1 protein-coding gene (only partly in view) is annotated in these 15,695 nt (G+C 71.1%); it reads left to right on the top strand.

The genetic code is table 11. The annotated features are described in order from the left end of the window. A protein-coding gene (locus LG278_RS20465) for a hypothetical protein (RefSeq protein ID WP_404389529.1) crosses the window boundary here: on the top strand, positions 1-15,695 show its 3' portion. It extends 17,440 nt beyond the left edge of the window; the window shows 15,695 of its 33,135 coding nt (coding positions 17,441-33,135); its start codon lies beyond the left edge, outside the window; it ends in the stop codon at positions 15,693-15,695.

The following is a 15,695-nucleotide window of genomic DNA, read 5'->3' as shown; positions in this document are numbered from 1 at the left end:
TCGCCGGCGACACGGTGCGGGTCAACGCCCACTCGGGTGGCGCCCACTTCCTCTACACCCACGCCGTCATGGGCGCCCTCTTCGGCGGGACCAACATCTTCCCCTACTACACGCTCAACTCCAGCGACGTCGCGCTGCTCGACGGCATCGCGACGAGCAACGGGTCCATCACCGGCCGCTACGGCGTCGACGTGCGGGCCTGGCACGACCCCCTCGACGCGGACCTCGACGACCGCTCGACCTGCTACTGCATCGGCCCGTCGCTGAGCAGCGGGTCGGCGACGGTGAACGCCGACGCCAAGGTCTTCGGCCACCAGGGCGTCGTCATCTACGCCGGCCCCCGCCTCATCCCGGGCGTCAACACCTCCGCCAACGCGCCGGCCTCGCCGCTCGTCACCCTGCCCGGGCAGCCCAACGCCGCCCACCTCGTGCTCTACGTGCAGGCGGAGAACCCCAACCGCGTCGAGAGCACCGACGGCGGCATCACACAGACGCGGATCATCGACTGGAACTCCGACGTCGTCGTCAACTCCGGCCCCGACCCCTACCTGCTCGTCGACAGTCAGGGCAAGGTCGTCAAGGCCGTCAACGTCACCGTCAACGGCGTGGCCAACCCCAACATCGGCACGACCTACACCGGCACCATCACGGTCGGCGACATCCGCAACACCGGCAGCGGCGACATCTGGATGACCTCCGCCGCAGGCACGATCCAGGGCGGCTGCGCCAGCAACCCGCCTGCGGGCACGCACTGCTGGGGCACGTTCACCTTCCACGAGAACTTCCGCACCGTGACGCTGCTCAACAACTCGACCTTCGACCTCGTCGTGGGCGACATCGACGTCATCAACCGGACCGGGCAGCCGCACGTGACGCTGGCGACGAGCACGACGGCCTCCAGCACCGTGCGCTTCGACCTCGTGCAGGACGCGACCCCGAGCCTCGTCGTCATCGACAACACCGGTGACTCCGACGTGACGCTGCGGGGCACGATCACCAACCCGCTCGGCGCGACCTGGGTCCACGCGACCTTCGGCTCGATCCTCGCCGCGACGAGCCGTGGCGTGCCGGTCTCGGGGGCCGACACGCACACGACGCTCATCCAGAGCAACATCGTGCACCTCGACGCCGAGCGCGGCTCGATCGGCTCCGCCGCCCACCGCCTCGCGATCGACCTCGTGCAGTATGCCGCTCACGACCTCGCGCTCAGCGTGACCGCCGGGGTCAACGCCCACCTCGACCTGCGCACCTGGCTGCGCGACCCGGCCATCCCCGACCCGGCGGTGGCCGCCAACCCCGCCTACGTCGTGCGCATCGACTCGCTCGTGGCGGGCAACGACCTCGACGTCGTGCTGCGGGCGACGCTGTGGGGCACGGGACGCACGGGCCTTCCCGGCGTGAGCGTCATCAACCAGAACAACGGGTCGCTGACGAAGACCTACTACAGCTTCTACCACCCCGACGCCGTCAACTGCGTCACGAGCCCACAGGCCGACGACTGCCTCTTCGCAGTGGCCGTCACCGGCGGCAACAGCCACGCCGTCAAGAGCACCTACGACTTCGCCACGCTCGACTCGGGCTCGGGCGCGAGCACGCCGAACGGCAGCATCACCATCGCCGCGGCCGACGCCGCCCCGAGCGCGACCCGCATCAACGTCATCGGCCTCGTCGCGGTGCACGGCAACGGCAACGTCAACGTCGACACCAACGGCTTCATCACCCTGACTGCGACCGGCGCCGCCAGCATCGCGCGCCGCGTCGTCGTGGCCCAGGCCTTCAGCCCGATCGACCCGGACTTCGTCACCACGTCAGACGTCACCGTGCCCTTCGGCCCCAACGCCGACCTGCGCCTCGGCCTCGTGCGCTCGACCGACGACGACGTGACGCTGACCTCGCCCGCCTCGATCGTCGACGCCCCGGTCGGCACCGCGCTCCCGCCGGTCATCGGCGACGCGGCCGCCGACGTCGTCGGTGTCGACATCACGCTGACGGCGGGCACGGGCGGGCCGGGCACGATCGGCACCGACACCAACTTCGTCGAGATCGACTCCTCCTACGCCCGTTACGGCGTGCTCAACGCCGATGCGGCCGGCGTCATTCGCATCACCGAGACACCGAGCACCCCGGCAGGCGCGTATGCCGCCGCCAACCCGACGATGGCCGGTGACCTCCACGTCGACACCGTCACGACCTGCGTGCGCGGGACGCTCACGACGTGCGCCGACGTCACGCTGACGACGACGGCCGGCTCGATCCTCGACGGCCACGCCAGCGGCGCCGGTGGCACGACGGTCAACGTCATCGGCAACTCGATCGACCTGCTCGCGCTCGGCGGCAGCATCGGCCGCTTCACGAGCGCAGCGACCGGTGTCTTCACCGGCGACCTCAAGATCGACTCGGCACGCGGCAGCGGGTGCCAGGAGACCTACAGCCTTCGGTGGTTCCGGGCCAGCGCCGCCGACCGGGCCGTCACGGCGACGTGCGACATCGCCGCCCAGGCCGAGGCCAATATCTACCTCACCGAGCTCGACGGCCCGGCCGCCGTGCTGCTCGCCCGCACCCAGGCCGGTGACATCCGCCTCACGACGACCGAGACCACCGTCGAGGGCAACGACATCCTCGTGCTCCACTCCGGCGCCACCCTCGTGCGCGAGCCGGTCAGCCCCTCGCTCGTGCTCAACGTGCAGGTGGTGCCGCGTGGTCTGATCCAGGCCCAGTCCGGCAACGTGCTGCTGCTTGCGGCCGACGACGTCGTCACCGACCCGAGCGCCCAGATCCTCGCCACCGTCCGGGCCGGCGACGCGGGCACCGGCAACACCACCGACCCGAACCGCCCGCGCACGCTGACGGGCAACATCGACATCCACGGCGACTGGCACCCGGGCGTCGTCGACGCGACGGCCGACGAGGGCACGGTCATCGTGCTCCGCGGAGAGGTCACCCCGGGCGCCGGCGGCCTGACCCGGGTCTACGGCAACGCCGACGACGACCAGATCTTCTTCGACCAGACCCTGCTCGGCGGCAACACCCGCGCCTACGGCTCGGCCGTCGCGACCTCGCCGGGCGCCTTCGCCCCGGCCGGCGACGGGTCCGACAGCCTGACGGTCTACCTCCTGCAGACGATGCCGGTGGCCGGATCGACCCTCACCCTCGACGGCCAGGACGGCACCGACACCTACGTCGTGTGGACGCACGGGAGCGCCGGCGGCACCCAGCACTACGTGGTCAACGTGCTGGACAGCGGGGCACCCGCCCGAGGCGTCGACACGCTCGAGGTGCACGGCGCCGACAGCGTGCAGAACGGGCTCAACCCCGCGACGGGCCTCCCGTGGACGACCGACGACATCTTCCTGCTCCGCTCGTCGTCCTACATCCCCGGCGAGAGCTCGGCCCGTCCGTCCGTCTACTGCGGCGCGACCGCGACGGCCGCCTGCGCCAACCGCTCCGGCTACGTCTCGGTGCTGCACCCCGGCGCCCTCGGATCGCTCGACCCGCTCGCCATCGCCAAGCTCAGCGCCTACGTCGGCGTGGTCGAGCGGATCAACTACGACAACGCCGTCAACGGCCGCTTCGCGGTGCTCGGCCACGGTGGCAACGACCACTTCGCCGTCGACGACAACGTCGCGGTCGCGACCCTCGACGGCGGCGCCGGCAACGACAGCTTCCAGATCGGGCAGGTCTTCGGCCTGCGCCGTGACGACGCCCGCAGCGGGCTCTCGCCTCCCGACTGGTTCACGACGATCGCCACCACCCGCGGCTACCTCTCGCCCGGCTCCAGCGCCCCGATCGTGGCCCAGGGCGGTAGCGGCGACGACAGCTTCACCGTCTACAGCAACCAGGCAGCCCTGCGTCTCGAGGGCGACGAGGGCAACGACGCCTTCGCGGTGCAGGCCTTCGCCCTCGCCAAGACCCGCGCCGACGGCTCGATCGTGATGGGCCCGCTCTTCACCGGCTCGGTGACGATCAACAGCACGACGAGCACCATCACGCGCAGCTCGGGCAGCTTCATCACCGACGGCTTCGCCGTCGGGCAGACCCTCGTCGTCAAGGGCGCCGGTGCCCTCAACGACAACACGGCCTCGACGGCATACGTCATCTCGGCCGTCACGGCCACGTCGATCACCCTGGCCCGCACGCTCACGACCGTCCCGCCGCTGCGCGGCAGCGGCACCTTCTCGGTCTCGCTGAGCAGCGGCCCGCTCACCCGCAGCGGCATCACCGTGACCTCTGGCCCGGCCGCGGGCACGAGCACCATCACGCGCAGCAGCGGCAGCTTCGTGACCGACGGCTTCCTCGTCGGCCAGACGATCGCCCTCGCCGGGGCCGGCGCCAACGACAACCTGGCCGGCGTGCCCTACGTCGTCACCGCGGTCACCGCCACGACCCTTGTCGTGTCGTCGGTGCTCACCCCCGGGACGTATGCCGTCGCCACCGTGAGCGGGGTGCTCCCCAGCCCGGTGCTGACCTCCGGCTTCTCGACCGCGGCCCAGACCGACATCCGCACCGGCAACGGCGACAACCAGGTGCAGTACAACATCAACGCCCCGGTGTCAGTCGACGGCGGAACGGGCTTCAACAAGCTCGTCATCCTCGGCACCGAGTTCGCCGACCACATCGTCGTCACCGCGACCGCGATCTACGGCGCAGGCATCCAGGTCAGCTTCCGCAACATCCAGGTCGTCGAGGTCGATGCCCTCCAGGGCGACGACACGATCGACGTGCTCTCGACCGCCCCCGGTGTCGCCACCCGGGTGCTCGGCGGTCTCGGGAGCGACGTCATCAACGTCGCCGGTGACGTCGTCGGCGACGTCGTGAGCCGCGACCCCAACGGCTCGAGCTCGACGATCAACCACCTCGTCATCAGCTCGGACGCCGACTACAACAGGATCATCGCCGCCGGCCTCAACGTCTCGGTGGCCCGTCCGTCGCAGGGTGTCGTGCTGATCAGCGAGTCGGGCGGCTTCAGCTCCGTGCGGCGCCTCACCGGCAGCAGCGCCATCGGCAGCATCGACAGCCACGGCGTGCGCCTCGCGAAGGCCCCGACGTCCGACGTGTGGATCACCGTCTCGGCCGCGGCGACCCCGCGCGAGAAGCGGCCCTACGACGCCCTCGACCCGTTCGAGCAGGGCGACCCCTTCGGCGACACCCTCTACGTCTGCACGACCTCCGCGGCCGTGTGCGCGACGTCGGCGGGCTACTTCCACACCGTCTACGACGAGCTCGGCGTCGCCCACCTCGTGCCCAACCGCGCGGTGGTGCTGCTCTTCACCGCGACGAACTGGCAGACGCCCCAGACGGTCTGGTTCGCCGCAGCCACCAACACGTTGCCTCAGGGCACCATCGTCATGGCGATCAGCCACACCGTCATCAGCGCCGACCCCGTCTTCGCCGGAGCCGTCGTGCGCAACGTCGAGGTGACCATCCACGACAACCTCACCCCCGGCGTCGTCGTCACCCAGCGTGACGGAGCCATCGCCGACACCGACACGACGGTCATCAAGGGCACGCCGACGACGCGGCTGACCGACACCTTCACCATCGAGCCGCCGAGCGCTCCGAGCGGCACCGTCACCTACGTGCTGACGCCGTCGGACTCGCGAATCCAGTTGAGCAGCGACGACCTCCGCTTCTCGCTCGGTGCCGTGGTCGGCGGGGTGCAGACCTACCGCATCACCATCTGCGTCGTCTGCACCAACGGCGAGAGCGCCTGGAACGTGCCGGTGCTCGTGACGGTCACCGCCGTCGACAACTTCCTCGTGCAGGACCCGCACCACACGATCGTGTCGATCACGGTCGCCACGACCGCGCCGGGCCGCGACACGACCTACGACGGCGTCACGGGCTCGCTCGACGTGCTCGTGCTCGACGACAACTCACCCGGCGTCTACATCAAGCCGAGCGGCGGTTCGACAGTCGTCAGTGTGCCCGACGGCTCCACTCCCGGCACCACCGACACGTATGCCGTGCGGTTGCTCAAGGCGCCCAAGGCGGCGGTCTCGATCGGCATCGTCACCGACGGCCAGACCTCCATCGTCACCGACCCGACCTGCGGCGCCGGCATCCTCGGCAAGGTCTGCCTCGCGGCCGTCGGCCGCCTCGCAGCCAAGGAGCTCTTCCGCGGCAACGTCACGATCTCGGGTGCGACGCTCACCCGGGCGGCGGGCTCCGAGCTCGGCAGCTTCGTGCTCGACGGCTTCAAGGCGGGCCAGAAGCTGCTCGTCACGGGAGCCGGCGCCTCGAGCAACACGATCGCGACGGCATACACGATCGTCGCCGTCACGGCCTCGGCGATCACGCTCTCGGCAGCCCTGCCGGCCGGCGGCACCTTCGCCGGCGTCAGCCTGCAGCGGGTCTCGCCTGCGGGCCTCTTCACCGGAGCGGTCACGTGGGACGCCGGCACGAAGGTGCTGACCCGCAGCGACGGCACGAGCTGGCTCGACAACGGCTTCCTCGAGGGGCAGCTCGTGCGGTTCACCGGGGTCACGGGTACCTTCAAGATCCAGTCGATCTTCGGCGCGGGCCTCGACAAGATGACGTTCACCGTCGCGCCCGTGCTGGCCAGCGGCACCGTGACGCTGACCCAGTACGCCGCCGTTGTCACCTTCGACGCGACGAACTGGTGGGTGCCCGTCACGGTCACCGTCGCGGCCGACGACGCCTACCTGCTGCCCCCCGGCCGCGGCGACCTCATCGTCTTCCCGAAGCGGGCGCACCTGCTCTCCGACATCCGCGGGCCGCTCCAGGTCGACGGCGGCACCGGCGGCCTGCGCCGCAGCCTCACCTCGGCCGTCATCGCGCCCGACGAGATCAACACGCCGCCCTTCGGCATCGGCCAGCAGCCGTCGGAGGCACGCCAGGTCGACGTGCTCAACATCTTCAATGACGGCAGCCGCGAGAACCTCACGGGCGAGCTGACGAGCACCGCGCTCACCGGCTTCGGCATGGGGCCGTCGATCATCTTCCCCGGCACGACCGCCTTCGGCGAGCCGAACGCCTTCCCCGGCGGCATCAGCTACGGCACCATCCGCACCAACGCGGACGGCACCTTCGTCACCGACGGGTCGGTGTCGACGATCGAGGTCCTCAACATCCTGCTCGGCGAGGGCAACGACCGGCTGACGATCCGCAGCACGCTCGTGCCGGGGGCCGACACGGCCGAGGACGACAAGCTGCCCGTGGGCATCCCGGCGCTGCACGGCGGCCTGACGACCGTGCACGGTGGGGGCAACGCGCTGCTCGCCGTCACCGGCACGTTCACCGTGACCACAGTGGGCGGCGTCGGCCGCGTCACCCGCACCGACGGCGTCGCCTGGACCACCGCCGGCTTCGCCGTCGGCAGTCGCGTCAACCTGCCGGGGTATGCCGTGGGCGCCTTCACCGTCACCGGTCTTGCCGACGGCGGGGCGACGCTCCTGCTCAGTGGTCCGCTGGGTGGGACCCTGGGCGGCGGGGCGCTGCCGACGACGACCTGGACCGACCTCACCGTCTCGGTCTACGACCCGAAGTCGCCGGAGACCGGCTTCGTCCGGGTCGGCGGCGACCACATCGTCGTCCTCGGCGGCGCGGGTCCCGACTCGCCGCTCGTCATCCACGGTGACACCTCGCAGGACGGCATCTGGTTCAGCGGCGACCCGACGGCGCAGACCGGTCACCTCTTCGGACCCAAGCCGACGATCCAGCCCGTCGGCAATGCCCCCAACTACGTCTTCCCGGTCGCGGCGCCCTTCGCCTACGCCGGCAACGACTTCATCGACGCCGGCGCGCTCTTCGCGTCGCTGCCGAGCGCCCAGCTGCCGACCATCGGCGTCACGATCTACGGCGGCGCCGGGCAGGACACGATCATCGGCAGCCAGGCCGGCGACATCCTCGCGGGCGGTTCGGGCGACGACCTCATCCTCGGCCAGCGCGGACGCGACCTCATCTACGGTGACTCGGGCGTCAACCTCGACGTCATCACCCGGGTTCTCACGGTCGCCACGGCCAACGCGAGCTCGCTGCAGACCGCCGACTCGCTCTTCGCCGGCCACGACGTGCTCATCGGCGAGGGCTTCGGATCGGCGCCGAGCACGGCACCGGGGCAGGCCGACGACGCCGACGTCATCTTCGGTGACCACGGCCAGGTGACGCAGGACGTGCAGGACGCACGCACGTGGCGCCTCGACGAGGCGACACAGACCTTCGTCGCCGACGACGCGGTGCGCCTCCAGCGGCTCCAGACCACCCTCGTCCTGATGCGACTCGCCGTCGTCCAGCCGCAGAACGGCGTCAGCGACACCATCGAGGGCGACCTCGGCAACGACCTGCTTCTCGGCGGCGGCGGCGGCGACACGATCTGGGGCAACGCCGGCAACGACCTCGTCTTCGGCGACCACGGCCGGGTCGACTGCACGCAGATCGACGCCGACGCCGACACGACCGGCTGCCGCATCGAGCCCGCTGGCCTGCCCTTCGACGTGGCGCTCAACGACCACCTCTTCACGTGGACCTCGATCTTCACGGGCCCGACCGCCAACTGGGGCAACGACCTCGTGACGGGCGACGCCGGCCACGACCTGCTCATCGGCGGCGCCGGCTCCGACCGGATGACCGGTGGTGGCGGCGACGACGACCTCATCGGCGGACACACGGGCCGGCCGGTCGCCGGATCGGTGGGCGGCTCGGGCGGGGCCGGCGGCTACAACGCCGGGGTCGACTTCAGTGCCGGCGGCGGGGCCTACGGCGACGTCTACGGCGGCACCGGCGGCACCGACGGGCCGCACAGCGCGTGCGTCGGCATCGGCGCCTGCACCTACGGCGACTACCTCGACGGCGGCTCGGGCAACGACGTCGTCACCGGTGACAACGCGACCATCCTGCGCACCGGCACGATCCTGAGCCCGCGCTTCCGCCTCCTGTCGGGCACGACGATCCTCTCCACCGTCACCGGCGCGGCCCAGACGACGGGGACGAACTTCACCGGCACCTCGGTGCCGTGCGAGTGGGTCAACGCGAACGGCGCGACGACGATCACGGGCTGCACGGCATACGGCTATCAGGCCGACCCGCGGGGGGCGGCGGTGCGCTATGTCACGCTGCACGACCAGAGCTTCACGCCCGACCCCGCGACCTTCTCCGACTCGAGCCTCGCGGGCGGCGCCGGTGACGACGTGCTCTTCGGCCAGCTCGGCGACGACTGGATCCAGGGTGACGGCTCGGTCATCGACGACCGCGGCGTCGTCACCCTCGACGTGCAGACCCGTGACACCGTCAACGACCCGCGTGCCTCGGCCGAGGACTGGGGCGGCCCGGGCACCGACGGCGCCGACTACGTCGAGGGCAACGGTGGCGGTGACGTCATCTACGGCGGGCTCGGCCAGGACGACCTCGTGGGCGGCAGCAGCACGATGTTCGGCCTCGTGAGCCGCGACCAGCGGCCCGACGGTGCCGACTCGATCTACGGCGGCGCCGGCACCCGCGTGGGCATCAACGACCTCGGCGACCTGGCGAGCACCGGGCACGCCCACGACGCCGATGCGATCCTCGGCGACAACGGCAACCTCTACCGACTCGTCGGCGCGAGCGGCAGCGTGACGAAGGACGCCAACGGTGCCACCAAGGCGGCCCTGGCCTTCCTCGCGTTCAACTACGACAACTACTCGACGACCGAGCGCATCGTGCCCCGGGCGTGGACGCTGCTCGACTACACCTACCGGGCCACGGCGGCCAGCGACATCGGCGGCGCCGACCTCGTGCACGGCGAGAGCGGCGACGACCTCGTGCTCGGCCAGGTCGGCAACGACGTGCTCTTCGGCGACGGGCAGCACGACACGATCATCGGCAGCACCGGCAACGACCGGCTCTACGGCGGCACCGGCGACGACGCGGTCATCGGTGACGACGGCTACTACAAGACGAGCCGCAACGGGCTGACCGAGCCGCTGTGGGACGTCGCCGTCGCCCACGCCACCAACGTGCTCGAGGCGATCCCCGGACCCTTCACCCAGGCGCTGACCTACCCCGTCGGCGAGCTCTTCCACGAGGCCCGGCTCTTCGTCTACCCGAGCAGCAACGCGACGGCGACCGGCTACGCCGACATCGTCTACGGCGGGCTTGGCAACGACTGGATCCACGGCAACGAGGGCGACGACGCCATCTCGGGCGCCGAGGCCCTGCCGTTCTTCTTCAGCGACCTCCAGCAGTCGATGACCGCCTCGCAGTGGGGCATCGACCCGGCCGACCCGCTGCGCTACGACCCGACGACGACGAAGTTCGCCGACTACAACGCCGAAGACCCGTGGTCCAAGATCTTCGACTGCACGGACGGCACCCGCGACATCGGGCTCACCGGCACCTGTGTCGCCGGCCAGAAGGTCGACTTCTTCCTCAACTTCACCCCCTTCGTCCTCGACGCGGCCGGGCTGCCGATGCGTGACGCCGCCGGCGGCTTCCTCAAGAGCGACGACGGCTGCGACATCATCTACGGCGACGTCGGCAACGACTGGCTCGTCGGCGGCACCAACACCAACTGGCTCTTCGGTGGCTTCGGCGACGACCTGCTGCAGTCCTCGCCCTACCTCGAGGTCGACGGCGGCACGAACCGCCGGCCGGTGCCGGAGCGGTGGTCGGCTCCGACCTTCGCCTACGGGGGAGCGGGACGCGACGTCCTCATCGCCGGCACCGGCCGGGCCCGGATGTACGACTGGGGCGGCGAGTTCAACAGCTTCGTCGTGCCGTTCGCGCCGTTCGGCGCCCCGGTCGTCAACCGCTCCTTCAGCCCGTGGATCCAGGACTTCATCCGGGCCCTGGCCGTGGCCGGTGGCATGGACATGACCTTCGCCCCCGCGACGCCGCTCGACGAGCTCGCGCTCTCGACCCCCAGGGACTCCTTCTGGAACGACCAGCACGGCGGTCCGCGTGACCCCCAGCCGGGCAACGTCGGCGGCGTGCAGATCGACTACCGCGGCCTCGTCGACCTCGGCGTCGACTGCCCCTGCAAGCCCGGCATCGTCATCGCCGTCAACGGCGCCGTCAACGCCGTCGACCCGCGCGGTCCGACGTCGGTCGAGGACGCCGACGTGCCGCCCGGACGGCTGCTCGTGCCCGGCTCCGCCCTCGCCCTGACCTACCTCGTCACCAACCCGGGCACGACTGCCCTGCAGGTGCTCTCGATCACCGACGACAACGCGACCCCGGCCACGGGCGACGACTTCCACCCGACCTACGTCTCCGGCGACACCGACGGCGACCAGCTGCTCGACCCGGGCGAGACGTGGCTCTACACCGCTGTCGGCGTCGCCGGTGCACCGCAGACGGCGCTCCCGGGCGACCACCAGCACGTGGTCTCCGTGCAGGGCTACGACCCGGTCGCGAGCAGCCTCGTCGCGGCGGCCGACCCGACCAACTACTCCACGAGCCCGACGCTCGTCTCGATCCGAAAGGACCTCAACGCCGTCAACCTGCTGAGCCCGTCGCTGACCGAGCAGGCCGACACGATGGCGACCGCGCCCCGTCTGGCTGCCGGCGCCCCGGTGCGCTGGACCTACCGCCTCACGACGAGCTCGCTCACCCCGGTCTCCGTCGTGTCGGTCATCGATGACAACGCCACCCCCGGCGACGCGAGCGACGACTGGGCGGCGCTGGAGCTGACGACGACGTTCGCCGGCTCGACCTTCAACGTGGGCGACACGAACTACGACGGCCTGCTCGGCGCCGGGGAGACCTGGCTCTACACCTCCGCCGGAGTGGCAGCCGCACCGACGACCGCGCAGGTGGGCTGGTTCACCAACACCGGTCACCTCACGGCCCAGGGCGCCGGGGGCGAGCTCTACCGCGACAGCAACCCGGCCCTCTACCTCGGCACGACCGGTCTCGACCTGGTCAAGGCCGTCAACGCAGCCGACCCGCTGCGGCCCACTGCCGCGGAGGACGCCAACACCACCGGACCGACGGTCGCCGTCGGGTCGACGGTGCGCTTCACCTACGTCGTCGCCAACACCAGTGCCGGCCCGATGGTCGTGACCGAGCTCGTCGACGACAACGCGACACCCGCCGACGCGGCAGACGACGTGCGCCTCAGCACGGGCGCCATCGTGCCGCTGCTCGGCGCGGACGGCGTGCACAACGTGGGCGACGCCGATCTCGACGGCGTGCTCGACGCCGGCGAGCGCTGGGCCTACGCGTGGAGCAGGGTCGTCGGCACGGTGGGCGGCTTCACCAACGTCGCGACGGTGACTGCCACCAACGCCGCAGGCCTCGTCGTGACCGGCACCGACCTCGCGAACTACGCGACCGCCGGTGGCCGGGTCGACATCGAGACGGCTGTCAACGCCGCCGTGCCGCTCAGCCCGACGGGGCCGGAGGACGCCGACACCCCGCCCGGCGCACTGCTCGCCGTGGGACAGAGCGCGGTCTTCACCTACCTGGTGCGCAACACCGGCTACGTGCCGCTCAAGGTCACGGCCGTCACCGACAGCAACGGCTTCACCCCGCGTCCTGTCACCGTGACCGTGGGCGGCGTCGCCTACAACACCGGTGACACGGACCGTGACGGGCTGCTCGACCTCGCCGAGGTGTGGCTCTACACGTCGGCCGGCGTGCGCACCATCACGGCGGCCGTCGGCCTGTACACCTCGATCTCCACGGTCAGCGCCCAGGAGTGCATCAGCGGTCCGACGAGCTGCGGAGGCACGGCGCTCACCGACCGCGACGACACCTACTTCACCGCGTTCACCGGCGGCGTGCTCACCGTCAAGAAGGCCGTCAACGCCGTCAACCCGCTGGCGCCAAGCGCCGCAGAGGACGCCAACGACCCGGCCAACGCGCGGCACCTGCTCAACGGCACCTCCCTCGTCTTCACCTACCTCGTCAGCCGCAAGGGCAACGTCAAGATCCCGGCGTCGGCGATCGTGCTCGTCGACGACAACGGCACGCCGACCGACACGAGCGACGACTTCCGCCCGGTCTATGTCAGCGGCGACGGCAACGGCAGCGGCTCGCTCGATGGCTCCGAGGTCTGGCTCTACACCTCGGCGGGCCTCGGCCCGCGGCTCGCCACCGAGGGTGCCCACGTCAACGTCGCGACGGTGACGGCCAAGGTCGGCAACGTCACCTACGGCGCCACCGACGTCGCGTGGTATCGCGGCTTCGACCTCGGCGTGGTCGTCAAGAAGGCGACCAACGCGGCCGTGCCGCTCAGCCCGAGCGTGCTCGAGGAGGGCGACGACACCGCCCACCAGCTCTACCTCGAGATCGGCACCCCGGTCGTCTGGACCTATCGCGTCACCAACCCGGGCACGGCCGGCATCGTCGTCGCGGCCTTCGTCGACGACCGCGGCACTGCCGGCACGGCCGACGACTTCACCCCCGTGCCGGTGCTGCAGGCAGGCACCGCCTTCAACGTCGGCGACCTCGACCGGGACGCGCTGCTCGACCCCGGCGAGACCTGGCTGTTCACGTCGGCGGGCGTCGCCAAGGCGGTCTACAGCGTGACCGCCGGCCAGTTCATCTCCTCCGCGACGGTCACCGGGCGCGAGCCGAGGTCGGGAGCCACCGCCACCTCGTCCGACCCGAGCCTGCACTTCGGCGCCCTCAACCAGATCGTCGTCAAGAAGGCGGTCAACGCCGTCGACCCGCTGCGCCCGACGCGCTACGAGGACGCCGACAACGGGCCCGGCCCGGTGCTGCTCGCGGGTAGCACGGTCGTGTGGACCTACCTCGTCAGCAACCCGGGCACGACGGCCCTCGACGTCGTGGGCGTGCAGGACGACAACGGCACGGGCGACCCCAACCAAGGCTTCGTCGTCGACCCGGTCGACGCGGGCGATGGCCACGTCGTCGGCGACACCGACAAGGACGGCCTGCTCGACCCGGGAGAGACCTGGCTCTTCCGTGCCACCGGCACCGTGCCGCTCGGCGCCTACCGCAACACCGCCACGGTCACCGGCGTCGTCATCGGGCAGCCGGTGCACGAGACGGTCACCTCGACCGACGTCGCCCACCTCTTCGGCACCCGCGGCGGCATCCAGGTCGAGAAGTTCCTCCGCGGCATCCGCGCCACCGACCCGGCGCACCCGGTGCTCGTGGCCGCCGGCAGCACCGCCCGCTGGACGTATGCCGTGACGAACACCGACGCTGCCCCGCTGGCAGCCGTGGCGATCGTCGACGACAACGGCACACCCGCCAACCCGGCCGACGACCTGACCCCGGCTCCGGTGCTCGCTGCCGGCACGGCATACAACATCGGTGACACGAACCGCGACGGCCTGCTCGACCCCACCGAGACGTGGCTCTACGAGCTCGCGCGCACGATGGTCTACGGGCCCTTCGTCAACGTCGTGCGGGTCCGCGGCGACCTGACGACGAGCACCGGCACCGTCACGGTGTGGGACGACGACCTCCACCACACGCTCGGCGTGACGCCGCAGATCACGCTCGTCAAGGCCGTCAACGCCCTCGACCCGTTCCGGCCGACCCCCGTCGAGGACGCCAACAGCCAGCCGGCCAAGGAGCTGCTCGTCGGCACGACCGCGACGTGGACCTACGTCGTGCGCAACACCGGCAACGTCGCCGTCGTGATGGCAACGATCCGCGACGACAACGGCACCCCGACCAACGTGGCTGACGACCTCGCGCCTGCCCCGGTGCTCGTTGCCGGGACGGTCTTCAACATCGGCGACCTCGACCGTGACGGCCTGCTCGACATCGGCGAGGCCTGGCTCTTCTCCGCGACGACCGTGGTGCGGGGCGGCGCCTACCGCAACACCGCGACCGCCTCGGTCGACGAGCCGATCACCGAGCAGACCGCGAGTGCGAGCGACGTCGCCGGCTACTTCGGCAACGGCTCCGGTGAAGGCCTGACGCCGGGCTACTGGAAGAACCACACGAACAGCTGGCCGACGTGGGCGGACGGCACGCAGGTCTTCCGCACCGACCAGCTCGTCGGATCGGTCTTCACCGCCGCGCCGGAGCCGAACCGCAGCATGACGCTCTTCGACGCGCTCAACGACGGCGGCGGCGACGTCGAGGCGCTGCTCCGCCACGCGATCTCGGGCCTGCTCTCGACCGGCAGCCAGTTCATCTCCTACCCGGTCAGCGCCCGCTGGATCATCGACCAGGTCAACGCTGCGCTCGCCAGCGGCGACCCGAGGCGCATCGAGGACCTCAAGAACCTGCTCGCGAGCTACAACGAGCGCGAGGCCGACCAGACGCCTCCCCGGGTGACGACCACCGCTCCCACGGCCGTCCCGACGACGCAGCAGCTGCTCGCCGCCGGCACGTCAGCGACGACGACCTCGTCGCTGACCGTCACCGACGCGACCGTGCGTGCCGTCGCCGAGGCTGCGGCGGCCCAGTGGGTCTCGGCCGGGGCGACCTCGGACCTGCTGACGCGGGTGACCTTCGTGATCGCCGACCTCGCGCCCGGCGTGCTCGCGCAGGCGGTGGGGTCGGTGGTCTACCTCGACCGCGACGCAGCCGGGTTCGGCTGGTACACCTCGACCTCGGGCTCCCTCTTCACCTCGACGAATGCGGCGGGAGACCTCGTCGCCAGGAAGAACTCGCTGGCCGACGGCCGCATCGACCTGCTGACCGTGCTGCTCCACGAGCTCGGCCACGTCGCCGGCTTGACCCACGACGCGACCGGCACGGGCCGGGTCATGCTCGACGCCCTTCCGTCAGGCGTCCGCCGCACCCTCCCCCTCGCCTACCGCCTCCCCTGA

The organism is Humibacillus xanthopallidus (assembly GCF_044793955.1).
Lineage (GTDB): Bacteria > Actinomycetota > Actinomycetes > Actinomycetales > Dermatophilaceae > Humibacillus > Humibacillus xanthopallidus_C.
Note: the sequence above shows the minus strand (reverse complement) of the source record. Positions and strands in the feature narration are given on the sequence as shown.